19 protein-coding genes and 1 tRNA gene are annotated in these 25,529 nt (G+C 74.5%); 8 read left to right on the top strand and 12 right to left on the bottom strand.

All coding sequences use genetic code 11. The features are described from left to right. Positions 1–125: 125 nt before the first annotated feature. The 6 genes from IF129_RS04275 to IF129_RS04250 all read right to left on the bottom strand — a co-directional run bounded on the left by IF129_RS04275 (position 126) and on the right by IF129_RS04250 (position 7,352). Positions 126–512, bottom strand: coding sequence for an SH3 domain-containing protein (locus IF129_RS04275; RefSeq protein ID WP_191208016.1), 387 nt, complete (start codon positions 510–512; stop codon positions 126–128). Between the two features lie 132 nt (positions 513–644). Further along, complete coding sequence (locus IF129_RS04270; RefSeq protein WP_191208015.1) at positions 645–2,465, bottom strand: serine hydrolase domain-containing protein; 1,821 nt, start codon at positions 2,463–2,465, stop codon at positions 645–647. 46 nt (positions 2,466–2,511) lie between these two features. Beyond that, positions 2,512–3,804, bottom strand: coding sequence for an exo-beta-N-acetylmuramidase NamZ family protein (locus IF129_RS04265; protein WP_191208014.1), 1,293 nt, complete (start codon positions 3,802–3,804; stop codon positions 2,512–2,514). Between the two features lie 20 nt (positions 3,805–3,824). Next, positions 3,825–5,651, bottom strand: a complete 1,827-nt coding sequence (locus tag IF129_RS04260) for a glycoside hydrolase family 3 protein (protein ID WP_191208013.1) — start codon at positions 5,649–5,651, stop codon at positions 3,825–3,827. A 53-nt stretch (positions 5,652–5,704) separates the two neighbouring features. Beyond that, the gene (locus IF129_RS04255) at positions 5,705–6,358 is read right to left on the bottom strand and encodes a peptidoglycan recognition protein family protein (protein WP_191208012.1); all 654 of its coding nucleotides are present in this window, start codon (positions 6,356–6,358) and stop codon (positions 5,705–5,707) included. A gap of 82 nt (positions 6,359–6,440) precedes the next feature. Beyond that, complete coding sequence (locus IF129_RS04250) at positions 6,441–7,352, bottom strand: lysozyme (protein WP_191208011.1); 912 nt, start codon at positions 7,350–7,352, stop codon at positions 6,441–6,443. Between the two features lie 519 nt (positions 7,353–7,871). On the opposite strand from IF129_RS04250, the gene mgtE reads away from it, so the two are divergent. Then, positions 7,872–9,239 carry a magnesium transporter gene (gene mgtE, locus IF129_RS04245; protein WP_191208010.1) on the top strand — a complete coding sequence of 456 codons (1,368 nt, stop codon included), beginning with the start codon at positions 7,872–7,874 and terminating at the stop codon, positions 9,237–9,239. Between the two features lie 67 nt (positions 9,240–9,306). Then, positions 9,307–10,161, top strand: a complete 855-nt coding sequence (locus IF129_RS04240; RefSeq protein ID WP_191208009.1) for a metallophosphoesterase family protein — start codon at positions 9,307–9,309, stop codon at positions 10,159–10,161. On the opposite strand, the gene IF129_RS04235 is transcribed toward IF129_RS04240, so the two are convergent. The 5 genes from IF129_RS04235 to IF129_RS04215 all read right to left on the bottom strand — a co-directional run bounded on the left by IF129_RS04235 (position 10,135) and on the right by IF129_RS04215 (position 15,968). After that, positions 10,135–11,397 (bottom strand): helix-turn-helix domain-containing protein, encoded by a 1,263-nt coding sequence (locus IF129_RS04235; protein ID WP_191208008.1) that lies wholly within the window; start codon positions 11,395–11,397, stop codon positions 10,135–10,137. The two genes, IF129_RS04240 and IF129_RS04235, sit on opposite strands and share 27 nt — an antisense overlap. A gap of 191 nt (positions 11,398–11,588) precedes the next feature. Next, positions 11,589–12,938, bottom strand: coding sequence for a carbohydrate-binding protein (locus IF129_RS04230; RefSeq protein ID WP_191208007.1), 1,350 nt, complete (start codon positions 12,936–12,938; stop codon positions 11,589–11,591). Between the two features lie 90 nt (positions 12,939–13,028). Continuing rightward, positions 13,029–14,018, bottom strand: coding sequence for a LysR family transcriptional regulator (locus tag IF129_RS04225; RefSeq protein WP_191208006.1), 990 nt, complete (start codon positions 14,016–14,018; stop codon positions 13,029–13,031). 38 nt (positions 14,019–14,056) lie between these two features. Next, positions 14,057–15,706, bottom strand: a complete 1,650-nt coding sequence (locus IF129_RS04220; protein ID WP_191208005.1) for a sigma-70 family RNA polymerase sigma factor — start codon at positions 15,704–15,706, stop codon at positions 14,057–14,059. Between the two features lie 186 nt (positions 15,707–15,892). Further along, positions 15,893–15,968 (bottom strand) — tRNA-Arg (locus IF129_RS04215). Positions 15,969–16,273: 305 nt separating this feature from the next. Between IF129_RS04215 and IF129_RS04210 the strand changes: the two genes are divergently transcribed. From IF129_RS04210 to IF129_RS04185, 6 genes are all read left to right on the top strand, one after another. After that, positions 16,274–17,860, top strand: a complete 1,587-nt coding sequence (locus IF129_RS04210) for an ATP-binding protein (RefSeq protein ID WP_191208276.1) — start codon at positions 16,274–16,276, stop codon at positions 17,858–17,860. Further along, positions 17,857–20,127: a GTPase gene (locus IF129_RS04205; RefSeq protein WP_318153539.1), complete on the top strand. Its 2,271-nt coding sequence runs from the start codon at positions 17,857–17,859 to the stop codon at positions 20,125–20,127. The genes IF129_RS04210 and IF129_RS04205 overlap by 4 nt, the downstream gene beginning before the upstream one ends. A 557-nt stretch (positions 20,128–20,684) precedes the next feature. Further along, a complete protein-coding gene (locus IF129_RS04200; protein ID WP_191208004.1) occupies positions 20,685–22,178 on the top strand; it encodes a thioester domain-containing protein in 1,494 nt (497 codons plus the stop codon). 134 nt (positions 22,179–22,312) lie between these two features. Continuing rightward, a complete protein-coding gene (ettA, locus tag IF129_RS04195) occupies positions 22,313–23,977 on the top strand; it encodes an energy-dependent translational throttle protein EttA (RefSeq protein WP_191208003.1) in 1,665 nt (554 codons plus the stop codon). Positions 23,978–23,982: 5 nt separating this feature from the next. Continuing rightward, positions 23,983–24,420, top strand: coding sequence for a thioesterase family protein (locus IF129_RS04190; protein ID WP_191208002.1), 438 nt, complete (start codon positions 23,983–23,985; stop codon positions 24,418–24,420). Next, a complete protein-coding gene (locus IF129_RS04185; RefSeq protein WP_224754232.1) occupies positions 24,392–25,048 on the top strand; it encodes a hypothetical protein in 657 nt (218 codons plus the stop codon). The genes IF129_RS04190 and IF129_RS04185 overlap by 29 nt, the downstream gene beginning before the upstream one ends. Before the next feature lie 42 nt (positions 25,049–25,090). Here the strand turns inward: IF129_RS04185 and IF129_RS04180 are convergent, their stop codons facing one another. Further along, positions 25,091–25,495, bottom strand: a complete 405-nt coding sequence (locus IF129_RS04180; protein ID WP_318153536.1) for a globin — start codon at positions 25,493–25,495, stop codon at positions 25,091–25,093. Between the last annotated feature and the right edge of the window lie 34 nt (positions 25,496–25,529).

Below are 25,529 nucleotides of genomic sequence, written 5' to 3'. Positions count from 1 at the left end.
CCCCCGGCGAGCTGGACGCTATGCACCGGATGGTATGCGCTGCCGCGGACACCCGACGGGCCGTGCCCGGCCCGGGACGGGTCCCGCCGGCGGCGTTCCGGCGGGACCCGGTGAGGTGCGGCGGGTCAGCAGCGCTGGTGCACGCCGCCGGTCTCGTCGCCCTTGAGCAGGCCGCCCCAGATCCACTCGCTGTTCGAGAGCTTGACCCACTTGTCGTGCGCGATCCCGTTGGCGGTGACCCAGCCGCCGTGCTTCCAGCACAGGCCGTAGGAGTCGAATCCGGCGGCCACGGTGTAGTTGATGTCGTGGTCGGTCGACGGCCCGTACCGGACGTTGCCGTGGATCCACGTCTCCACGTAGCCGCCCTGGACGCCGACGCTCCCGGCCTGCGGCCCGGCGGCCCCTCCCGCCTCGGCGGCGACGGCCGGGGCCGTCAGACCGGCGGCCGCCAGAGCCCCCGCCCCGACGGCTGTCGCGAGCCGGGCCACGGCCCGCTGACGCTTGCTGCGCATGGGTTCCCCTCCACATCACGCTCCGGGCCGCACGGTTCGTGCCCGCCCCTGTGGCCGCCACGTTCGCAGGGCCGACCCCCGGGCTCCAGACCTTTCCGAATACCTCGAAACGCGCCCGGTACGGGGGCGGCGTCAGGTGCGGGTGGGGGACCAGCCGTCGGCGTGCAGGCGGGCGGCGTCGGCGGGGCGCGTGTCGTCGAAGACGGGTCGGCCGCCGGACGTCACGCGCAGCCGGTCCACGTGGACGCCCCGGCCCTCGTAGCCGCCGTCGACCGCGTACGACCAGCGGACGTGCGTCGTGCCCGGGGGCAGCTCGGCTGAGGCGGTGAGCCAGCGGCGCCCGGAGTAGCCGTGGAAGGTGCCGTCGGTACTCCAGCGGTGCGCGTCCGCCGCGCGGGTGCGCAGGGTGAGGGGAACAGGTGAGAAGGAGGCGCCGTCGTCCGTCGAGGCGGCGAACGTGCCGACGTCGTAGCGGGGTTCGGTGTCGTACCACAGGTCGAAGGTGGCGCTCGCCCGCCCGGGGTGCGGGCGCAGGGGCGCCGTCAGGTGGGCGGCGTCGCCACCGGCGGGGTGGGCGCGCCAGGCCGTGCGGCCGCTCGTCGGGCGGACGGGGACGGCGCGGGCGAAGGCGCGGGTGGGGCGGCGCCGGTAGACGCTGTCCGTGCCGCGCTCGCGGGTGGGGTGGACGCGGTTCGTCAGCAGGACGAACACCATGCGCTGGAGCGGGTCGACGGTGACGCTGGTGCCCGTGTAACCGGTGTGTCCGGCGGTCACGGGCGTGGTGAGGGCGTCCATGTAGAAGCGCTGGTCCACCTGCCAGCCGAGGCCGCGCGGCGAGGCGCCGATGTCGGCGTTGTGGTCGGTGAGCACGGCGCGGACGGTGTCCTCGGACATCAGGCGGGTGCGTCCGTAGCGCCCGCCGTCGGCGAGCGTCTGGGCGAAGACGGCCATGTCGCGGGCGGTGGAGAAGAGGCCCGCGTGCCCGGCGACGCCGCCGAGCGCCCAGGCGTTCTCGTCGTGGACGCTGCCCCGGATCATGCCGCGGCCGGTCCAGGGCTGGTCCTCGGTGGCGGCGACGCGGTCGTGCAGCGCGGGCGGCGGGTTGAACAGCGTGTCGCGCAGCCCGAGGGGGCCGGTGATCCGGTCGGCGACGAGGGCGTCCAGGGGGGAGCCCGTCACCTCCTCCATCAGCACGGCGAGGGTGATCATGTTGAGGTCCGAGTAGGCGTAGCCGGTCCCCGGCGGGCGTTGCAGGGCCGAGGTGTAGATGGCCGCCATGCGGGTCGCGTTGTCGCCGTCGGGGTCGTCGGGCAGCGCGTAGAGGTTCAGCCAGGGCACCAGGCCCGAGCGGTGGACGAGGAGCTGGCGGACGGTGACGGCCGCCTTGGCCGGGTCCGACGCGGCGAAGGGGGGCAGGTAGCGGGCGACGGGGGCGTCGAGGTCGATGACGCCCTGCTCTGCGAGTTGCGCCGCGACGGTGGAGGTGAACAGCTTCGTCACGGAGGCCATGTCGAAGAGCGTGTCCTTCGCCATGGGAACCCACCGGTCGGGCGGCAGTTCGACGGGCTCGCCGCGCCGGTCGTCCCAGCCGGCGTAGCGCAGGGCGTGGCCGCGTGCCTCGTGAGCGACGATCACACCGTCCCGTACGGCGATGAGGGTGCAGCCGGGGAAGGACGGGGTCGGCCGCCCCGGGCCGGGCGTCAGGAACGACTCGGCCTCCGTCGTGATGCGGGCGACGTGGTCGGGCAGGAGCCCGACCTGGCGCGGCGTGCCGTACCGCAGGGGCCGGGAGACGGACGGGAACCGGATGTCGGCGGGGGTGACGGTGGGCGCCGAGCCGAGTGGCCGCGGGGCCGGGTGAGTGGCGGGCCGGCGGGCGTGTGCGGGCGCCGCGCCGAGCGCGCCCGCGGCTCCCGCCGCACCGACGCCGTACAGGAACTGCCTGCGTTTCATGGTCGGATGAGCCTTTCCGGGGGCGTGGGGGCGTGGGGGCGTGGCGTCAGCGGTAGAGGAGGTAGGAGCGGCGCAGTCGGCGGAACGCGCGCAGGTCGTCCTGCCACAGGGCGGTGACGTCGTCCAGGTCGGCGCCCCGCTCGACGGCGAGCCGCACCTCCCGGTCGCCGCTCAGCCGGTCCAGCCAGTAGCTGTCACCGCCGTCCTGGTCGCGCCAGCCGTAGGAGGGGAAGAGGCGCCGCTGGTCGATGACCAGGGCCAGCGCGGTGCGGATCGGGTCGAACGCGTCCGGGTCGGTGACCTGCACCTCCACGCCGCCGCAGGTGCGTCCCGCCCACTTCGAGAACGTCGGCTTGAAGTACGCCTCGCGGAACGCCGCGCCGGGCAGTGAGCGTTCGGTCAGGGCCTCCTGCCAGCGGTGGTCGAGGCCCGGTGCGCCGAGGAGGTGGAACGGCAGGGTCGTGCCGCGCCCCTCCGAGAGGGCCGTCGCCTCCAGGTAGCAGGTGCCGACGTAGAGCTGGGCGGTGGCGGCGGTGGGCATGTTGGGGGAGGGGGCGACCCAGGGCAGCCCGGTGGCGTCGTACCGGTCGCGCCGCCGCCACCCGCTCAGCCTCTCGACGTGCAGGTCGGCCCGCCGTCCGCCGGTGGCCTGCGGGACGTACACGTCGTTGAACAGCCCGGCGAGTTCCCCGACCGTCATGCCGTGCTGCTGGGCGATGGGCTTCAGCCCGACGAACGAGGCGTTCCGCGGCTGGAGGACGGGGCCGTGCGCCGCCCGGCCGGACAGCGGGTTGGGCCGGTCCAGCACGACGAAGCGCAGGCCGAGTACGGCCGCGGCCTCGATGGCCAGGTACATGGTCCAGATGTAGGTGTAGAAGCGGGCGCCGACGTCCTGGATGTCGAAGACCACGGTGTCCAGGCGTAGTTCGGTGAACAGCTCGCGCAGGGTGGCGGCGCTGTTGTAGGCGTTGTACACGGGCAGGCCGGTCTTCTCGTCGACGAAGAAGTCCTCGCCCTGCCCGGCCTGCGAGGTGCCGCGGAAGCCGTGCTCGGGCCCGAGCACGGCGACCAGGTCGACCTGGCCGTCACCGGCCATGACGTCCACGACGTGCCGCAGCCGCGCGTCCACGCCCGTCGGGTTGGAGATGACGCCGACGCGCTGCCCGGCCAGCGACGCGTACCCGCTGCGCCGCAGGGCGTCGAACCCCGTCCGTACCCGGCCCGGCGGACGCCGGGCCGGGTCGGCGGGGGCCGCGGCGGCCGGCGACCCCAGGGCACCGGCCGCCGCCACGGGGCCGGCCAGGACCGCCGACCCCGTGAGCAGACTCCTGCGTCGCATCCCCCGGTGCTCCTTCCCGCTCATCGCCGGTACCCCAGCCCGTGGCCGAAGGGGTACAGCGGTTCTCCGGGATCGTCCGCCGTGGGGATCATCACCGGCAGGGTGCCGCGCGGGGCGACCTCCCCGAAGAGCACGCGGGTGGCGGACTCCAGGGCGACGGCGCCGTAGGAGTACGTCGCCAGGTGCGTCGTCGCCTGCGGGTAGTGGGCGATGTCGTAGGGCCTGCCGACGGCGACGGTCACCACCGGCTTCCCCGTGGCCAGCAGCGCGCGGACGAGTCGCGCCTGGCCCGGCGCCGTGGCCGCGCCGCTGGTGGTGACGACGACGGCGTCGTGGCCCTCGGCCGCCGCCACCGCCCGGTCGACGGCCTCGGGGGTGGGGTCGCCGCCGGCCCAGTGCGCCGTGGCCGATCCGGCCCGGGCGTCGATGCGCTCGGCGAGTCGCGCGGTGGTGGAGGCGCCCCAGCCGGTGACGAGGACGCTGCCGCCGTCGTCGGCCAGCGGGAGCAGCCCGTCGTCGTTCTTCACCAGGGTCGTCGTGCGGTCGCTGATCCGCTGGGCGGCGGTCAGGTGGCGGGGCGGCCCGACCCGTTCGGCCACCTCGTCGACGTCGGCGAAGGGCCGCGCCACGATGCCCTGGTCGTGCTTCAGCTCCAGGACGCGCCGCACCGAGCGGTCGATCCGCTCCTCGGTGAGTTCGCCGGTGGTGACGGCGTCGAGGACCGCGTCGTAGGCCGTCGGCAGGTCCGGCGGCATGAGCAGCAGGTCCACCCCGGCGCGCAGGGCCCGGACGGGGACCTCCGCGTCGGGGTAGGTCTCGCGGACGCCGGCCATGGACAGCGAGTCGGTGACGACGACGCCGTCGTAGCCGAGCTCCTCGCGCAGCAGCCCCGTCATGATCGGCTCCGACAGGGTCGCCGGGGCGCCGGTCGGGTCCAGTTCGGGGAACTGGATGTGCGCGGTCATGATCGCGCCGACGTCGGCCCGCACGGCCTCGCGGAAGGGCGGCGCGTCGATCTCGCGCCACTCCTCCAGGGTGTGGTGGATGACGGGCAGGTCCGTGTGGCTGTCGACGTCCGTGTCGCCGTGGCCGGGGAAGTGCTTGGCCGTCGCCGCGACCCCGGCGCGGCCGGACTGGTAGCCCTCGACCTGCGCGGCCGTCAGCTCCGCCGCGAGGTGGGGGTCGCCGCTGAAGGAGCGCACGCCGATGACGGGGTTGGCCGGGTTGACGTTGACGTCGGCGACGGGCGCGTAGTTCTGGTTGACCCCGACGGCGCGCAGTTCGCGGCCGGCGATCCTCGCCGCCTTCCGGGCGTCGGCCGCCCGGCCGGACGCGCCGAGCGCCATGTTGCCGGGGAACTGCGTGGCGGGCGGTCCGAGCCTGCTCACGACGCCGTGCTCCTGGTCGGTGGAGATCAGCAGCGGCACCCGCGCCCCGTCACCGTCCAGGGCCGCCTCCTGGAGCCCGTTGGAGAGCCCGGCGACCTGTCGGGGCTCGCGCAGGTTGTCCGACCAGGCGAAGTAGACGACCCCGCCGAGGTGGTACTCCTCCACGGCCTCGCGGCCGTTGTCGACGCCGAGCCACTGCCGGTTGCGGGCCACGTCGTCGGGGTCGGTGGTGTCCGCCGTCTCGCCGTAGGCGTAGGTGACGAAGAGCTGGCCGACCTTCTCCTCCAGCGACATCCGGGAGAGCTGCCGGTCGACCCAGCCGCCGCCCGCGCCGCCGCCGCGCCCGCCGCCGTCACCGGCGAGGGCGGGTGCGGCGGTGAGGAGCAGGGCGCCGGCGGCCGCCGCGGCCGTGAGCGATCTGCGGAAGCGGTGGCCTGCTGGCTGCTGCCTGCCGTGCATGTACGGGTTCCTTCCGGGCGTGGGGGAGGGCGTCGGTGGGTGGTGGCGGTGGGTCAGGGGAGCCGGTCGGCCACCTCCTGCCGCAGCCGGGGCAGCATGTCCTGGAGGACGCCGGGGCAGAGGGTGTCGCCGAAGTCCTGGTGGCCGTGGATGCGGTGCGGCGCGATGCCGTACCGCTCGCACACGTAGGCGCACAGGGTGACGAGGACCTCCCACTGGGCGGCGGGCGGTACGGCTCCGTCGTGGTAGGAGCCCTCGTTGGCGATGCCGACGGCGCGGTCGTTCTGCCCGGAGGTGTGCGCCGCCATGACATGGCCCCAGCCCGCCTGGAGGGTGCTCAGGCTGCGGTGCCGCCCCTCGGTGAGCCAGCCGCCCCGGCTGTTGACGAAGTGGTAGCCGGTGTCGAGCCAGCCGTTGCGGTCCAGGTGGAGGTCCTGGACCCAGCGGGCGTGGGCGTGTGCCTGGGCGCGGGAGAAGTCGGAGGTGTTCGCGCTCACCGTGTGGTGGACGATGATCTTGTCGGGGCGTTGGGAGAGCACGCGGACCGTCCCGTTGGGCGGGCGGGCGTTCCACTCCCGCGTCCCGTCGATGTCCGGTTCGACGACGGCCGGTGCCGCGGCGGCCCCGGCGGCCGGCAGACCGGCGGCGGCCAGGCCCGTCGCCCCGGCGATCAGCAGGCCGCGCCGGCTCAGGTGGGGGTGGTGCATGGAGCCTCCCTCGGATGACGCACGCCGGGGCGGGCCGTGGCGGTGGCGACCCGCTCCGGGTGTGCGCCGATCGGTCCGGCGGTCAGGCCGTGTTGTTGGCCAGGGCGAGCAGGCGGCTCATCGAGCCGTTGAACTTGTTGCGGTCCACGTCGCCCGCGACGCCGCCGACCCGGCCCGTCGCGGTGTACTGCCAGATCGTCCAGGTCGGGAAGCCGCTGGGAACGGTGGGGCTGCTGACGCCCCAGTGGGCGATCCACAGCGGGGCCTTGTCGGACATGCCGGTCCACCGCCCGGTGCAGGTGTTCCACCAGCTCGCCGTGGTGTAGATGACCACGTCGCGGCCCGTGCGCGCCCTGTAGGTGGTGGAGAAGTCGTTGATCCAGGTGCGCATCTGCGTGGTGGAGAGGCCGTAGCACATGGCCCCGGAGGGGTTGTGCTCGATGTCGAGGACGCCGGGCAGCGTCTGGTTGTCGCGGGACCAGGCGCCGCCGTTGCTCGCGAAGAAGTTCGCCTGCGTGGCACCGTTGGAGTAGTTGGGCCGTGCGAAGTGGTAGGCCCCGCGGATCAGCCCCGCGTAGTAGGCGCTGGTGTAGTTGGCCCCGAAGCGCGAGTCCTTGAAGCTCGTCCCCTCGGTGGCCTTGATGTAGGCGAAGTCGATGCCCGCGGCCTTCACGGAGTTCCAGTTGATGGAGCCCTGCCAGTGGGAGACGTCGATGCCCTGGACGCCGCTGGTGTCGGCGGGCGCGAGGGTGCCGCCGTCCCGGTCGCCGCCGGGAGGGGTGCCCTGCTCGATGCGGGTGCCGACGCCCATGTAGGCCTCGCCGGGCTGGATCCGCTCGCCCGGGCCGGGCGGCTGGGCGGCGGAGGCGGGGACGGCGAGGGTGAGGACGAGCGCGAGGACGGCGGTGAGCGTGCCGCCGAGAGCGGCCGCGCGGGCGGCCGTCCCGGACCGGGCTCTGCGGCGGTGGGGGGAGCGTGAACTGTTCGCGGGCATGACTGCCTCCTGGCGCGATGTGGGGGTGGGCCGGGATGGTGCGGCGTTCAGCGCGCGCGCCGTTGGCTTTCGCCATGAGCACGCCACGATTACTGCACGCGCGTAGACCGGCGTAAAGAGGCTGCGGGAACGCCCGATGGTCCAGACCTCTGGGGGTTGGCCTGAACAGGACGTACGCGGCCCGCCCGGGGCGAATTTTCGTCCCGCCCGTGCGCGTCGCCACCGCCGCGTGCCGTCCCGCGGCGTCCGCTCACCGGACACCGGACCCGCCGCACCGGTCACCGGACCCCTCGCCCCCGCGCGCGGGACGCGGCGGTATCCTGCAACGGCGTCCCCGAGGTGGTACGCGGTGCACGAACAGGAGGTGGCGTCCATGATCATGCGGAAGTGCGGCGAACCTCCCAGTCGGTCACCGCGCGGCGCCGACCTCCGCTAGCACGGCAGTGCGACAGTGGGCGGTGCCCGCGGTAGGCCCCCGGTGCCCGACCCCGACCACACCGCAGTGCTGAGGACGTTTCCATGCCGCAGAGCCCTGTCGCCGACGACCTCCACCCGGAGCTGCCCGAATCGCTCCAGGACATAGTGGAGAACCAGCACCTGCACACCGCGCTGGAGTGGCTGGAGACCCACCAGCCGCACATCATCGCCGACGAGCTGGCGCGCATGGACAACGTGACCGCCGGCATCGCCTTCCGGCTGCTCGACAAGGACCGGGCGCTGACGGTCTTCGAGGAACTGGAGCCCGTCGACCAGCAGGCCATCCTGGAGGGGCTGCGGGACCACACCTTCCGGGACCTGGTCGAGGGCATGGACCCGGACGACCGCGCGCGGATGCTGCGCGAGGCGCCGGCCAAGGTGGCCAAGCGGGTCCTGGCCGGGCTCAGCACGCACGAGAGGCGCATGACCGCGGCCCTCCTCGGATACCCCGAGGGCTCGGTCGGCCGCTACATGACGCCCGAGGTGGTGGCGCTCTCCCAGGACCTCACCGTGGAGCAGGCCCTGCGCACCGTCCGGGAGAAGGGCGCGCACGCGGAGACGGTGTACACCCTCCCCGTCGTCGACCGCAGCCGCCGCCTCACGGGCATCGTGGAACTGCGGGAGCTGGTGCTGAGCCCCCCGGACGCGATGGTCTCCACCCTCGTCGTCACCCGGCCGACGTTCGCGCGCGCCGCCGACTCCGCCGAGCAGGCCGCCCGCCTCATGCGCGAGACGAACGACCTGAACCTGCCCGTCGTCGACAGCGAGGACCGGCTCGTCGGCCTCCTCACCTTCGACGACGCCGACGAGCTGATCGAGGCGGCCGACACCGAGGACATGGCACGGCAGTCCGGCTCCGCCCCCTGGGCCGGCCACTACATGGCCGCCGGGGTGTGGCAGCTCGCCCGCTACCGCGCCCTGTGGCTCTCCCTGCTGCTGGTCGCCGCCACGCTCACGGTCAGCGTGACGCGCGCCTTCGAGGGCACCCTCGAACAGGTCGCCGCGCTGGCCATGTTCATCCCCATGCTCATCGGCGCCGGCGGGAACGCGGGCGCCCAGGCGGCCACCGCCTGCGTGCGCGCCATGGCCGTCGGCGAGGTGCGCGGCTCGGACCTGCTGAAGGTCATATGGCGTGAGTGCCGCGTCGGAGTGGTGCTGGGGGGCCTGCTGGCCGTCCTCGGCGTGGGGGTGGCGGTCGCCTTCGTCGGCGCCAAGGTCGCCGTCGTCGTCGGTGTGACGCTGGTGCTGATCTGCGCCTGGGCCGCCACGATCGGCGGGACGATGCCCCTCCTCGCCAAGCGGCTGCGCATCGACCCGGCCGTCGTCTCGGCCCCCATGGTCACCACCCTCGTCGACGCCACCGGGCTCGTCATCTACTTCGTCACCGCCAAACTCGTTCTGGGCGTGTGACGTTGGGCGTCCTGGCCGAGGTGGGGCCGGGGTGACGCGGGCGGTGTCGACCACGTAGGTTCGAGGCATGCCGGACGGAAAGCTCTGGGCGATCAGTGACCTGCACGTCGCCTACGAGGACAACCGCAGGATCGTCGAGCGGCTGCGCCCGGAGTCCGACGACGACTGGCTGATCGTGGCCGGGGACGTCGGGGAGATGATGGCCGACATCGGCTGGGCCCTGGACCTCCTGCGCCGCCGCTGGGCCCGGGTGATCTGGGCGCCGGGCAACCACGAGCTGTGGACCCCCAAGCAGGATCCGGTGCGGCTGCGCGGCGAAGCGCGCTACCTGCACCTGGTCGAACTGTGCCGCTCCATGGGGATCCTCACCCCGGAGGACCCCTACCCGGTGTGGACGGGCCGGGGCGGCCCGGTCGTCGTCGCCCCGCTGTTCCTGCTCTACGACTACAGCTGGCGCACGCCCACGGCGCGGACCAAGGAGCAGGCGCTCAAGGAGGCGTACGACATCGGCGTCGTGTGCAGTGACGAGTTCCTGCTGCACCCCGACCCCTATCCGACGCGGGACGCCTGGTGCCGTGCCCGCGTCGCCGCGACGGAGCAGCGGCTGGCCGCCTGCGACCCGCAGACGCCGCTCGTGCTCGTCAACCACTGGCCGCTCGTCCGCCGGCCGACGGACATCCTGCACTTCCCGCAGTTCGCGCAGTGGTGCGGCACCGACCTGACCGCCGACTGGCACCGGCGGTTCCGCACCCACACGATGGTCTACGGCCACCTGCACATCCCGCGCAGCACCCGGTACGACGGGGTGCCGTTCGAGGAGGTGTCGGTCGGCTATCCGCGCGAGTGGCGGCGCCCCCGGCATCCGAGGAACGTGCCCCGGGTGATCGTGCCCGCGTCAGCGGACGGTGAGCTCCAGGTCTGACTCCGGCCGCAGGTCCAGCGGGAGTTCCTGGCGGCGGGAGATGTCCAGCTTGCGGTACACGCGGGTCAGGTGCTGCTCCACCGTGCTGACCGTGACGTACAGCCGGGACGCGATCTCCCGGTTGGTGTAGCCGTGCGCCGCCAGCGCCGCGACCCGCCGCTCGGACGCGCTGAGCAGCGCCGCCGCCCGCGCGCCCTCGTCCGTCCCGCCGGTCCCGGCGCCGGTGCGGCCGGGCTCCGGGGGCGGTCCCCCACGGGCGCCGACCGGGCGGGGGAGCGGGGCCGGGCGGCCCGCCGCCCCCGGGTCGATCGCCGCGCACAGCGCCTCGGCGCCGCACGCCTGGGCCAGCCCCCAGGCCCGCCGCGCCAGGGCGCCCGCGCGGCCCGAGACCCCCTGCGCCCGGAGGGCGGACGCGAGGTCCACCAGCGTCCGGGCCAGCTCCAGCCGGTCCCCGGACCGTCCGAGGGCGTCGGCGGACTGCTCCAGGAGCCCGATGCGGCGGCGCGGTTCCACACTTCCCGCCCACGCCCGCAGGGCCACCCCGCGTACCCACGGCACACACCCCTCCGGGCCCGCCAGCTGCTGCCGCGCCAGCTGCTCGGCCTGCACCGGTTCCCCGATCCGCGCGAGCGCCAGCGCGGCGTCCGAGCGCCAGGGCAGCACCGAGGGGCGGTCGGCGCCGCGCAGCCGTGCGAGCCGTCCGGCCTCCAGGAAGTCGGTCAGCGCCGCGTGCGGCTGACCGGTCGCGAGGGCGTGCCGGCCCCGGGCCCGCAGGTAGGCCGTCCCCGGAACGGAGCCCAGCAGCTCCGTGCGCACCGGCCGGGCCAGCATGCGCGCGGCGGCGGCGTGCCGGCCCATGCCGGTGCGCGCCAGCACGAGGGCGGCCGTCGGCGCGAGGACGAACGCGTCGCCGTCGTCGCCGTCGTCGCCGGGGAGGCAGGACAGGGCCGTCAGCGCCGGCCGCTCGGCGTCGCGCACCCGGCCCTGGCGGAGCAGGAGTTCCGCGTGCAGGGTGCCGAAGACGGCGACCCAGCCGGGCACGCCGCGTCGGGCGGCGAGGTCCTGGAGCTCCGCGCACCGCGTCACGGCGCGGCGCGGTTCGCCGGCGTGGGCCAGGGTGCGCAGCGCACGCGCCAGCCGCCCCACGGTCGGCCCGCCCAGGGGCGTGTCGCGCAGCACCCGCTCGGCGTCGGCCACCTGCCGCGCCGGGCCGTCGTCCCGTTCGCTGAGCGTCATACCGGCCAGCCTGCCCGGGCCGCCCCGTCCGCAGGGTGACCGCGGGACCGGCCCCGGCCGACGGGTGCGTGAACAACGGCCCAACGGCGCGTCCGTCCCCCGGCCCCGGCCGGGGGACGGACGCGGGCATGCGGAACGGCCGGGCCGCATCCCCACATGCGACCCGGCCGTTCACGCCCCTTCGGAAGGGGTCACAGGCGCTGCCAGAGGGCGGGGACGTTCGGGGGCTCCCAGCCGGTCATCGAGCGGTGGCCCTGGAGGCACCGGTAGGTGGCGGAACCGTAGGTGACCGTGTCGCCGGCGCTGTAGTTGGTGCCGGCCGACCACGTGCCGCCCGGGTCACCCGGGTCTCCCGGGTCGCCGGGGTCGCCCGGGTCGGTGGTGGTCTTCAGGGTGAGCCCGTAGGCCTGCAGGATCTCGTTGATGGGCTGGTGGTAGGTCGTACCGCCGGTACGGCAGTTGCCGGAGCCGCCGGAGGTGACGCCCTGGGCCTGGCTGCCCGAGATGTAGGAGCCGCCGGAGTCGCCGGGCTCGGCGCACACGGAGGTGCGGGTGACGCCGGTGATCGTCCCCTCGGGGTAGGTGACGGAGGTGTTGTGCTGCTGGATCGTGCCGCAGTGCCAGCCGGTGGTGGAACCGGAACGGCAGATCGAGGCGCCGACCGGGGCCTGCGTGGAGCCGGTCACCTGGATGTTGGCGCCGCCGGAGCCCTTCACGTACGGGGTGGCCGTCCAGTTGGAGTTGGTGGCGACCCAGGCGTAGTCGTTGCCGGGGAAGGACGAGCCCTGGAAGGAGCCCTGGGAGACCTGGTTGTAGCCGGAGGTGGTCGTGCCGGTCCGGCCGCAGTGCCCGGCCGTGGCGAAGCCCTGCTGCGAGCCGCGCGTCACCGGGAAGCCGACCGAGCAGCGCCCGCTGCCCCCCATGTAGTAGGCGTCGCCGCCGCGCAGGTCGTAGAGCGCCCGCGGCTGCTCGTCGGACCGCACGACCTTGACCAGGTCGCTGTCGGCGCCGCTGGCGGCCACGAAGTCCCGTGCCTGGGCGGGCTTCGGTGAGTGGACGACGACCGCGTTCGAGGTGACGTCGACGAACCAGACGGGCGCCGCCTCGGGCGCCTTCTTGACGGCGGCCCGGTCGAGCTGCGCCTTGACGGCGTCCAGCTCGGCCAGGGTGTGCCCGACGACCTCGGCCCGGGCGCCCTCGGCGGTGATCCGGCCGGCCTCGGCCGCGTCGCTCGTGGCCACGGTCAGCCGGGCGTCGTTCCCGCTGACCCAGGCACCGGCGAAGCTGTCACCGAGCGCGCTGCGCAGGGCGGCCGCGTCCGCGGTGGCCCGGCTCTCGGCGGCCAGGCGCCGCTCGGCCTGGTCCTCGCTGAGGCCGAGGTCGCGCTGGAGCGCCGTGAGCAGCCCGGGGTCGGCGACGGGAGCGGACGGGGGCCTGACCGGGGCGGGTTCGGCCGCCGCTATGCCCGGTTGCCCGGCCGCGACAAGGGCGCCGGCCGTGAGCACGGCCGCGCAGACGCCCTTGAGGGTTCTGTGGAGCATGAGTCTCTCCTCGGTTTTCGGGGGGTGCCCGAAACCGTAGGCGTGGGCACGACAAGTTAAGGAGAGCTCAGCTCACCCCCTGTCCCGGCGTTATGGGTGGGGCGCGACCGCTGCTCCCTTCGAGGCGGCGGCCGAGGGGGCGGACGCAGCGGTGGCCGAGGGGGCGGCCGAGGCGGCCCGGGCGGCCGCCTCGGCGTAGGCGGCGCGGGTGTGGCCCAGCACGGCCTGGGCGGCCTCCTGGTCCTGGGCGTCCGGGTGCCACCCGAGCAGGTGCCGCCAGCGCAGCGGCGCCCCCGCCAGGGGCCGCGTCACGATGCCGGGCGTGGGCGGGAACGTCGCCCGGCACAGCCCGACCGCCCGGCCGACCTGCACGAGGTGCACGCACGACGCCGTGTCCGTCTCGTACACGGAGGCCGGGGTGAAACCGGCCCGGGCGCAGGCGGCGGCGAAGCAGTCGGCGAAGCAGCCGTCGCCCGGCACGTCCACCCAGGAGGCGTGCGCCAGGTCGGCCAGCGCCACCTCCTGCCGTGCCGCCAGGGGGTGGTCGTGGACGAGCATCACGAACACCGGGTCCGTGCCCACCTCCCGCCAGGCCAGCCGGTCGGCGGCGGGCGGTGCGCTTTCGCCGCAGGTGCCGATCAACGCGAAGTCCAACCGTCCCTTTCCGACGCACTCCGCGATCTCCCGCTCCGACCACGACGCCTGTGTGGTGACGGGCACGCCCGGATGCGCGGTCGCCAGCCGGTCCACCAGCCCGCCCAGCAGCGGGCCGTGGGTGCCGCCGAGCCGGAAGCCGGGCACGGGCCGCCGTCCGTGCGCGAACCGCACGGCCTCCTCCTGGAGTTCGGAGACGGCCGGCAGCACGACGCGGGTGCGGTGCAGGACGAGCTCGCCCAGCGCCGTCGGCCGCACACCGTGCCGGGACCGCTCGAAGAGCCGACCGCCCAGCATCCGTTCCACGCGTTTGAGCTGGGCGCTCAGCGCGGGCTGGGCCAGCCCCAGCGCGGCGGCGGCCTTCGTCAGGCTGCCCGCCTCCGCGATGGCCCGGATCGTCCTCAGATGACGCAGCTCCAGCTCCATGACCGGAGCTTGGTCCAGACCATGGAAAACGGCAAGGGTCAGAGCCGGGTTCCGAAGACCTGGGTCCACCACGGGCCGCCCGACGCGCTGTGCTTGCCGACGCCCATCTCCTCGAAGGAGCAGTTCAGGATGTTGGCCCGGTGCCCGGGGCTGTCCATCCACGCCGCCACGACGTCGGACGCGCTCTGCTGGCCCCGCGCGATGTTCTCGCCGTAGGTGCTCCAGCTGTAGCCGGCCGCCGAGATCCGGTCGCCCGGATCGCCGCCGTCCGGGTCCGTGTGGTCGAAGTAGTCACGGGCGGCCATGTCGGCCGAGTGCTGCGCCGCGGCCGTCTCCAGCCGGTCGTTGTGCCGCACCGGACCACAACCGGCCCGCGCCCGCTCGGCGTTGACCAGGTCCACCACCTGCCCGCCGCCCGGCGGGCCCGGGGCCGGCGGCTCCGGCGTGGCGGGCGGCTCCGGACGCTCCGTCGTCTTCCGGGGAGTCGGCGGCGGGCTCGGCGGGCTCGGCGCGGTCCGGCTCGGCGAGGGGGACGCGCTGGGACTCCCGGAGGGCGAGGCCGACGGCGACTGTGAGGCGGGGGAGGACGAGAGCGCCCCCTTCAGCAGCGGCGCCTCCGCCTCCACCGGCGGCTTCTGCGCCGACGGCTCGGGCCCGCCGCCCGGCCCCAGGACGACGACGCCGATCGCGCCCCCGACCACGAGGACGGCCACCGCCGAGGCCGCCACCGTCCGACGGCGTGCTCCCGGCCGCCGCCGGGTCCCCGGGCCGCCCGCGCGGTGCGTCCCGCCCGCCCGGTGCGCCCCGCCCCCGCCGCCGGGCACGGCCGCGCCGAGGGGGCCCACGTCGGACCCGCCCGGCACCTCCGCGTCGTGGGCGGCGAGCACGAGGGAGTCCGTCGCGTCCGGCCCGAGCACCGCGAGCAGCCCCGCACTCACCGGCACCAGCCCCAGCGCCGCCAGCAGCCGCTCGGCGGGCACCAGCCCCGCCTGGTGACCGGAGCACACCGTGCACGCCCGGGCGTGCCGGGCCAGCCGCTTCCGCCACAGCGCCGAGGGCCGCCCGTCCCACCCGGCCACCGCGTCCTGGAGCAGGACGCAGCGCGGCACCGCCGCCAGTGCCCGCACGACCACCCGGGCGATCTCCAACTGCGCCTTCATCCGCTGCACCCGCACGGCCGTGTGCTGCGGGGTGAGCTCCATCGCCCGCGCCACCTCCTCGCGCGTCAGCTCCTCCGCGGCCTCCAGCCACCACAGGGCCAACAGCGCGCGGTCGTCCGGGTCCAGCCACCGGGTGGCCTCCGCCACCTCCTGGCGCTGCCCGGACAGGCCGAGCCGGATGATCGTCAGGTCGACGAAGTCCGCGCCGGGATCGGCGACGTCCCACGCGTCCTGCAGCCCGCCCTCGTCGGGCGCGCTCCGGCGGCCCTGCCGCAGGTCGCGGATCCGGTTGGTCGCTATGGCCACCAGCCACGACCGGAAGCTCTCCGGCTCCCGCAGGGAACCCAGGCCCTGCAACGCGCGCACGAACGTCTCCTGCACCACGTCGTCGACGTCGGCGTGCCCGTTCAGCGCGCGCCCCACGATGTTGTAGACGAGCGGCAGGTACGCGGCGACCAGTTCGTCCTGCGCCTTCGGATCACCCTTCTGTGCCGCCCTGACCACCGCGACGTCGCATTCCCTGCCCACACCCGACCCGCTTCCTGAACCCGTGTCCGTTCGCCGGCTCGCCGACTCCATCATCCGACACAGGGGAGACCCCGCCCCGGAGGCGGGGATAACAGAAATCGCGACGTGGTTTTTCCGGCAGCGGCGCCGGGGCGGGCCCGGACGCGGCCTCGGGTCGACGGACCGGACGTCCGGCCCGACTCTCGGTGGTGCCCCCGGTAGGACTCGAACCTACGGCCAAGTGCTTAGAAGGCACCTGCTCTATCCACTGAGCTACGGGGGCTCGTCATGGTCACGCGTCGGGTGGAGCCCCCGGGACCTTGCTCGCACAAGGATAGGGGTGTCCTTGGCGGCTCCTGGATGCTTCACGCGCGCGCCACGGTGTGGAGGTTCCGTGAAGCGCTCCGATAATCGCAGGCGGGTGCGATTCACGCATCGGTTTGTGCGGCGGGTGCGGCGGGTGTTGTGCACTCGTTATGCCTCGGAGGGGGCGCGCGGCTCGTTCCGCATGGGTCAATATGGGGCATTACCTGTCAAATAGGCTTCAAAAAACTGTCGCATTTGGGCATTCTTCGTCTTGTGGCGATCTTGGAAGCACGGACCGAACTGCTTGACGCGCTCGTGACGCTTCGCGAGCGGGTGGCCGCCGTACGCCTGGCGCTGCCGCTGCCCGGGGCCGAGCGGGCACGTCAGTCCCGGGCCGAACTGCTGGCCCAGCTCGACGACTACCTGGTGCCGAGGCTGCGGGCGCCCGAGGCACCGCTGCTCGCGGTCGTCGGCGGCTCGACCGGCGTGGGCAAGTCGACGCTGGTGAACTCCCTCATCGGACGCCGTGTCAGCGAGGCGGGCGTCCTGCGGCCGACCACCCGCACCCCGGTCCTCGTCTGCCACCCCGACGACCGCGCGTGGTTCGCCGACGCGCGCGTGCTGCCCGGGCTGGCCCGGGCGGCGGCCCCCCAGGACGGCGACGAGCCGCCCGCCGAGGCCGGGACGCTGCTGCTCGAATGCAGCCGCTCGCTGCCCGCCGGGCTGGCCCTGCTCGACGCCCCGGACGTCGACTCCCTCGTCGCCGCCAACCGCGACCTGGCCGCCGAGCTGCTCTGCGCGGCCGACGTGTGGATCCTGGTCACCACCGCCACCCGCTACGCCGACGCTGTCCCCTGGCACCTGCTGCGCGCGGCCAAGGAGTACGACGTCACCCTCGCCACGGTGCTCGACCGGGTGCCGCACCAGATCGCCGTCGACGTCGCGCGCCAGTACGCGGCCCTCCTGGAGCGGGCCGGCCTCGGAGACGTCCCGCGCTTCACGATCCCCGAGCTGCCCGAGTCGGCCGGCGGCGGGCGCGGACTGCTGCCGGGCACCGCCGTCGAACCGCTCCGGGCCTGGCTGGCCCACCGCGCGCAGGACGCCTCGGCGCGCGGTCGCGCGGCCTACCGCACGGCCTGGGGCGCCCTGGACTCGTTGCGCACCCGCGTCCCCGAGCTGGCCGCCGCCTCCGCCGCCGAGCACGCCGCCGCCGTCCGGCTCGCCCAGCACGTCGAGGACGCCTACGACGCGGCCGGGGAGCGGGTACGCCGTCAGCTCACGCGGGGCGAGCTGCTGGCGGGCGACGCCGTCGCCCACTGGCGGGGCTTTCCCACGGACAGCAGTGGTGACGAGCTGCTCGACGCCTGTGCCGAGGGGTTGTCCGCGCTGCTGGCCGGGGCGGTCGGCGGGGCCGAGGAGCAGATCGCCCGCGCCTGGCGCGCCGAGCCGGGTGCCGGCGGCGTCCCCGTCGCCGTCACCGAGGGCGGCGCCACCGCCGCCGACCGCACGGGGCTGGTCGTCCGGCACTGGCGGCGCTGCCTGGAGGAGCTGGCCGACGAGGCGTTCCGGGCGGCGGGCGGCGGTTCGTGCACGGTGGAGGAGGTCGCCGCCCTGCTCGCCGCCGCCCTGCTCGGCGGGGCGCGCGCCCAGGCCGCCGAGGAGGCGTTGCACAGGATCATCGGGGTTCCCGGCACCATCCGGCTCCGGGAGCGCGGCGCCCGCCTCCTGGACACCTCCGTCCACCGCGCGCTGCGCGGCGAGCGCGAACGGCGGCTGGCTCCCCTGGAGGAACTGGACGCCGGGCCCGAACAGCAGGTCGAGCTGATCGCCGCACTGTCCGTACTCCAGAAGGAGCAGAAGGAGAGGTGAGCCCTGTGACGGGATCGCCGGGTGAGACCCGCGAGGGCGGCACGAGCACGCCCCCGGCCGAGACGGAGCCGCAACGGTGGGACGACGGCCTCATCGCCCGCCGCGCCCGGCCGCATCCCGTGCCCGTGCTCGACGGGGGGTACGAGGGCGGCTACGTCGACCGGCGCGCCTGCCCCGCGCCGCCGTCCGATCCGACCCCGCCGCCGGACCCCGCACCCGGGCCCGGTGGTGCGGCGGGGCCGGAGGCGGGCCCGCCGCACGAGAGCGCTTCGTACGGCGGCCCCGCGCCCTCGTACGCCCCCTCGGAGGACCCCCTCGCGGGCTCCGGGGAGGCACGCCCGGACGGATCCGTTCCGCCCCCGGCCGCGGTGACGTCGCCACGGCCGGACGACCCCCTCCCGCCGACTCCGGAGCCGGTACCGGTGACGCCCGTCGCGCCCCGGCCGCCCGCACCCGGACCACCGGCGGGCGAGCCGGACACCGGGGCGCCGGAGCCGCTGCCGCCGCACCTCACCCGGACCGGCCCCGCGCCACGGGGCGCCGGTCAGGAGCCGGACGGCCCGACCCGTCCCGTCGGGCACGACCCGGGACCCGCCCGCAGACCGCGGGCCGAACAGGGCCCGTCCGCGACCGCCCGGCGCGGTGGCCGGGAGGCGGGCCTGGGCGAGCGGTTGACCGCGCTGCGCGAACTGGTCGGCCTGTCCCGGACGCGGCTGGAACCCGACGCGCTCGCGGAGGCCGGCCGCATCCTGGACGAGGCCGACGCCCGGGGCCGACTGTCCCGCGAGTACACCACCGTGGCCATCGCGGGACCTACCGGAAGCGGCAAGTCCACCCTTTTCAACGCGCTCGCCGGGGCCCAGCTCGCCGAGGCGGGCGTGCGCCGTCCGACGACGTCGACCCCCGTGGCCTGCGTCTGGGAGACCGCCACCGACCGCACCGGGGCGGAGGGCCTGCTGGAACGTCTCGGCGTGCCGACGCGGTCCCGCCGCCGCGCCCACCTGCGCGACGCCTCGCACCTGGCGCTGCGCGGCCTGGTCCTGCTCGACCTCCCCGACCACGACTCCGCCGTGCCGGGGCACCGTGAGCAGGTCGACCGGCTGCTGCGCCTGGTGGACGCGGTCGTCTGGGTCGTCGACCCGGAGAAGTACGCCGACGCGATGCTCCACGAGCGCTACCTGAAGGCGTACGCGGCCCACGCCGAGGTGACCTTCGTGGTGCTGAACCAGACGGACCGGCTGGCGGGGGACGCCGCCGACGAAGTCCTCGGCGACGTCCGCCGCGTGCTCGACGAGGACGGCATGGCGCTCGGCGAGCACGGCGAACCGGGCGCCGGCGTGCTCGCGCTCTCCGCGCTCAGCGGCCAGGGCGTCCCCGAACTCCGCTCCGTGCTGGCCGGACTCGTCGCCTCGCGGTCGGCCGCCGCGCGTCGGCTGACCGCCGACGTGGACCTGGCCATGAGCAGGTTGCGGCCCGTCTACGTGACCGACGGCGTCCTGCCGCCGCTGGGCCTGACCGACCGGGTGCGCGAGGAGTTCGAGGAGCGGCTGGGCACGGCGGCGGGGGCGGCGGCCGTCGGCCGGACCGCCGAACGGACCTGGCTGCGGCACGCCGAACGCACCTGCGGCACCCCGTGGGCCGGGCTCGTGCACGGGTACGCCGTCCGCCGCGCGGAGCGCCGCGGGGAACCGTTCGAAGGCCCCGCCGCCGAGGAGGCCACCGAACCCGGCCACCCGGCGGCCCGGCCCGTCGTGGCGCAGGCGGTGCGGACCCTGGCCGCCGACGCCGCACGCGGGCTGCCGGAACCGTGGGCCCGCACGGTGCGGGAGGCCGCGTGGCGCGGGGCCGAGGGACTGCCCGCGGCGCTCGACGACGCGGTGGCGAACGCCTCGCTGCCGCAGCGCCCGCCCCGCCCGCGCTGGTGGACGGCGGCCTCGGCGGGGCAGGCGGCGCTGCTGGCCGTCCAGTGCGTGGGCCTCGGGTGGCTGCTGGGCACGCTGCTCGGCGTCTTCGGCGTCCACCCGTGGGTACCTGCGGGGCTGCTGGCCGGGGGTGCGCTCCTCTCGCCCCTGCTGGCGTGGGTGTGCCGACTGGCCGCACGGGCGCCGGCGCAGGCGTACGGGCAGGCGCAGGAGCGACGCCTCCGGCGGTTGGCGGCGGGGTGCGGGCAGGCCAGGGTCCTGGAACCCGTGGCCGCGGAACTGATGCGCTACCGCGAAGTGCGCGGCCAGTACGTCATCGCCGCCGGGGGGCCGTCGGGGAACTGACAGGGCCTCCGGCCCGGTCGCCGCTCGGAAGGGTCACCACGCGTCGCACGCGGGTGGTGGCCTTCCTCTTGTCACAGCCGCCACACCCTGTGCCGGGGGCAAGGGGCATGCGAAACGGGCGGTACGGACGTTTCTGACGGGGCGTCGGTGACGCCGGAGGGTGACGGAGTTGTCCACAACCGGGCAGTAGTCCACAGCCCCCGGCGTGTCCGTGCCCTTCGCGCCAGCATGGGCCGGGTCGGGTTCGCCGAGGGGCCCGGCCGGACGGAGCGGGGAGGCGGGTCGGCGTGGACGGGACGACGATGGTGGCGGTACTCGGACAAGTCCGCCCGGAGCAGGGCGGGTTGTGTGACGCGGGGGAGAGGGGGAGCGGGCCGCCCTCGGTCGGTCCGCGTGACGGGCCGTCGGTGCGCGGGCTGTTCGGCGTTGTGTCCGCGTTCGCGGCATTCCGCGATAACGATTCCGCTGCGTTGCGCGTGGCACCTGTGAAAATCGGGGATGGTGTTCGGCTTGATCCTTACGATTCCGCAGACCACGGGGTTGACGAGGGGACGGCAATGAGAGCGATACGCGGACGGGCTGCCACCCGTCGCGCGACGGCCGCACTGCTCACGGGACTGCTGGCGGCGGCGGCGACGCTGCTGGGGGCCGGCACTGCGGCGGCGGGGGAAGCCGGCGTCGAGGGACCGCAGTACGAGGGTGCGACGGCCACGCTGGACGGTCTGAAGGTACGCGGGGAAGCCGTCATCCGGTACGACGGCGCGGAGATCGAGACGGGCGCCGGCCTGTTCGAGATGTCCGTCACCGGCGGGGGAAGCCTGCTGACCTACGGCATCGACATGTACAGCTCCACCCAGCAGGACGCCCGGTACGCGGAGGTCCCCTGGCGGTCCTCCTCGCTGCGGGGGAACCCGGACGCGGGCCGCGTCCGCTGGATCGTGGAGCACTCCTATCCGCAGGTGGACGACCTGGTCGCGCTGGCCGAGGCGGCGGGGGCGCGGCGGCTCACCCCGCAGAGCGCCGCCGCCGGCACCCAGGTGGCCATCTGGCGCTACTCGGAACGCTCCGCCTCCGGCGAGCGCCCCGAGGTGACGGCGGTCGATCCGGACGCCGAGAAGCTGGCCGACCACCTGGAGCGGGAGGCGCGCAGCCTGCGGGAACCGGCGCCGTCTCTGCATCTGGAGCGGCCCGCCGCGGCCGGCCGGCCCGGGGAACGGCTCGGTCCGGTGACGGTGCGGACGCCCGCCCGGAACGTCAGCGTGACGCCGGGTCCGGAGGCGGCGCGGCACGGCGTGCGCGTCGTCGACGAGGAGGGGGAGGAGATCACCTCGGCCGGGGACGGCACGCGACTGTGGTTCGACGTCCCCCAGGACGCCGAGGACGGGGGCGGCGCCCTCACGGTCCAGGCGACCACCTCGGTGCCGGTGGGCCGCACGCTCACCGGGGCGGGCACGCACGCCGCGAGCCAGGCCCTCGTCGTGGCCGGCTCCAGCGACGCCTCGGTCACCGCCACGGCCACCGCGGCCTGGGCCGCCGAGGGCGCTGTCCCGGCCGTCTTCGTCCGCCGCGACTGCGCGGCGGGCGGTGTGGGCGTGACCGTCGTCAACCGGGGCGACACTCCGTTCACCTTCACGCTCGGCGAGGAGGACCACGCGATACCGGCGGACTCCGGCGACACGATCACCGTGCCGGTGGGGGAGGACCAGCGGTACGGGATCACCGTGCCCGGCCCCGGCACCTTCGCGCAGACGTTCTCCGGGGTGCTGGACTGCCGGACCATCGCCGCCGCGCCCGAGGAGGAGGCAGAGGAGGGGCTCACCGCCCACAGCGAGCCCGTCACCGTCGGCGGCGCCGGCGGTGACGGCGACCCGAACCTGGCGGAGACCGGCAGCAGCACCGACATGCCGCTGCTGATCGGCGTGGCCGTCGGCCTTCTCGCCCTCGGCGGCCTCGCCTTCCTCATGGTGCGGCGCGGCACGGGCGCCGACGCTGATCCGGACGGCGCCGAAGCCACCGACGGCGAGGGCGGCGGGCGCGGCCACCCGGGGTGACCCGGGGGTCACCCACGGGCGGGAGGGCCGACGGCCGGTTTCCGCCCGGGGCGTCCCGTACGGCAGGATGGAGGACCACCCCCTGCGCGGGACGCCCGCATCTTCACACCTACCAGACTGCCGGACGGTTTCTCTTGGCTGAGTTCATCTACACCATGCGCAAGGCGCGCAAGGCGCACGGCGACAAGGTGATCCTCGACGACGTCACCCTGAACTTCCTGCCCGGCGCGAAGATCGGTGTCGTGGGCCCCAACGGCGCCGGCAAGTCGACCGTGCTGAAGATCATGGCCGGTCTGGAGCAGCCCTCCAACGGCGACGCCTTCATCTCGCCGGGTTACAGCGTCGGCATCCTCCTCCAGGAGCCGCCGCTGGACGAGTCCAAGACCGTCCTGGAGAACGTCCAGGACGGTGTCGCGGACACCAAGGGCAAGCTCGACCGGTTCAACGAGATCGCCGAGCAGATGGCGACCGAGTACACCGACGAGCTCATGGAGGAGATGGGCAAGCTCCAGGAGCAGCTCGACCACGCGAACGCCTGGGACCTCGACGCCCAGCTCGAGCAGGCGATGGACGCCCTCGGCTGCCCGCCCGGGGACTGGCCCGTCACCAACCTCTCCGGTGGTGAGAAGCGCCGCGTCGCGCTGTGCAAGCTGCTCCTCGAAGCGCCCGACCTCCTGCTGCTGGACGAGCCCACCAACCACCTCGACGCCGAGTCGGTGCAGTGGCTGGAGCAGCACCTGGCCAAGTACCCGGGCACCGTCGTGGCCATCACCCACGACCGGTACTTCCTGGACAACGTCGCCGAGTGGATCCTGGAGCTCGACCGCGGCCGGGCCTACCCCTACGAGGGCAACTACTCCAAGTACCTGGAGACCAAGCAGGCGCGTCTGAAGGTCGAGGGGCAGAAGGACGCCAAGCGCTCCAAGCGCCTCAAGGAGGAGCTGGAGTGGGTCCGCTCCAACGCCAAGGGGCGGCAGGCCAAGTCCAAGGCGAGGCTCGCCCGCTACGAGGAGATGGCCGCCGAGGCGGAGAAGACCCGCAAGCTGGACTTCGAGGAGATCCAGATCCCGCCGGGCCCGCGCCTGGGGAACGTCGTCGTCGAGGTGGCGAACCTCTCCAAGGGCTTCGGTGACAAGATCCTGATCGACGACCTGTCCTTCACCCTGCCGCGCAACGGGATCGTCGGCGTCATCGGCCCCAACGGCGCCGGGAAGACGACCCTGTTCAAGATGATCCAGGGGCTGGAGGAGCCGGACTCCGGCGCGATCAAGGTCGGCGACACCGTCAAGATCTCCTACGTCGACCAGTCGCGCGCGAACATCGACCCCAAGAAGACGCTGTGGGCCGTCGTCTCCGACGAGCTCGACTACATCAACGTCGGCCAGGTCGAGATGCCCTCGCGTGCCTACGTGAGCGCCTTCGGTTTCAAGGGCCCGGACCAGCAGAAGCCGGCGGGCGTGCTCTCCGGTGGTGAGCGCAACCGGCTCAACCTCGCGCTCACCCTCAAGCAGGGCGGCAACCTCCTCCTCCTCGACGAGCCGACCAACGACCTCGACGTGGAGACGCTCTCCTCCCTGGAGAACGCCCTGCTCGACTTCCCCGGCTGCGCCGTGGTCGTCTCCCACGACCGCTGGTTCCTCGACCGCATCGCGACGCACATCCTCGCCTACGAGGGTGAGAGCAAGTGGTTCTGGTTCGAGGGCAACTTCGAGTCGTACGAGAAGAACAAGATCGAGCGGCTCGGCCCGGAGGCGGCCCGCCCGCACCGCGCCACCTACAAGAAGCTGACCCGGGGCTGACACACGTGCGCCATCACTACAGCTGCCCTCTGCGCTGGTCGGACATGGACTCGTTCGGGCACGTCAACAACGTCGTGTTCCTGCGGTACCTGGAAGAGGCCCGCGTCGACTTCATGTTCCGGCTCGCGCGGGAGGCGGCCCCCGACGCCTTCACCAGCGGCGCCGTGGTGGCCCGGCACGAGATCGACTACCTCCGGCCGCTGGTGCACCGGCACGAGCCGGTGGAGGTCGAGACCTGGCTGACGAAGATCAGCACCGCCTCGATCACGGTCGGCTACGAGATCAAGGACGCGACGACGGTCTACGCACGCGCCGCGACCGTCGTCGTGCCCTACGACCTGGACCTCGGAAGGCCGCGCCGACTCAGCGAGGCGGAGCGGACCTTCCTGGAGCCCTACCTCGATGACACCTGCCATGTCCCCGCCTCGCCTCACGCTCGCTGACGCCGGGGAGGCGGCCGCGACGGCCGCCTTCCTGCAACGGCTGGTGCGCTGGGAGAAGACGGCCGCCGTCCGCATCCAGGCGGGCGACGGTGTCGTCGCGCTCTTCGCGCGCCCGGCCCGCTTCGAGGTCCTCGCCGTTCGCACGGCCCGGTTGGACGAACCGGCCCGGACGTTCGACACCACCGTGGCGGCGGGCGAACTGCTGGAGCTGCTGGACGAGCGCGCGCGCGTCCTGGCCGTGCCGGCCGCCGTCACCGGGCCGCCGTGGGCCGGTGTGCTGCCGCCCCGCAGCGGCTGGCAGCGGCTGGGGGAGCTGCCGTCGGACGCCGTCCGCTCGGTGGCCGCGGCGGCCGTCGCGGAGTTCCGCCGCCGTGCCGAGGCGCTGACGCCACAGCAGCGCACCCGCGCGGAGCTGGACGCGCTGGCGGACGAGATCTGGTCCCGGCCGCTGGGCCGGACCGGGCTTCCGCTGCGCGCCGCGCACGCGGCGCACGCGCTCGGTTTCCTCGGCGGGCCGGAGCCGCTGGGCCTGCTGTCGAAGGGCCCGTGGCTGCGCCTGGCCACCCCGCACGGCTCGGTCGCCGTGCGCACCGGCCGCGCGGAGGGCCTGTCCGTCAGCCCGGCGTGACGTCCGTGGGCTCCGGCCGTGGCCCCGGCCGGGGGCCGACCGTCAGCCCGGTGTGTTGATCATGGAGTTGGCGGCGTAGACCAGGTAGTCCCAGAGCTGCTTCTCCAGGTCGCCGGGCAACTCCAGTGAGTCCACGGCGTCCCGCATGTGCCGCAGCCACGCGTCGTGCGCGGCCCGGTCGACGCGGAACGGCGCGTGCCGCATGCGCAGCCGGGGGTGGCCGCGGTGGTCGCTGTAGGTGCGCGGGCCGCCCCAGTACTGCATGAGGAACAGCGCGAGGCGCTCCTCGGCCGGTCCCAGGTCCTCCTCGGGATACATGGGACGGAGGAGTTCGTCACCGGCGACGCCTTCGTAGAAGCGCTTCGCCAGTCGTCGGAACGTCTCCTCGCCGCCGACCTGCTCGAAGAACGTCTGCGTCTGCACGGTGCCTCGCGGAATCTCCATCACGTCCCCCATGGTCGCAGATCGCGGAGCGGTCCGG

This window comes from Streptomyces chumphonensis, assembly GCF_014779715.1.
Lineage (GTDB): Bacteria > Actinomycetota > Actinomycetes > Streptomycetales > Streptomycetaceae > Streptomyces > Streptomyces chumphonensis.
This window is presented reverse-complemented; position numbering and strand designations above follow the sequence as displayed.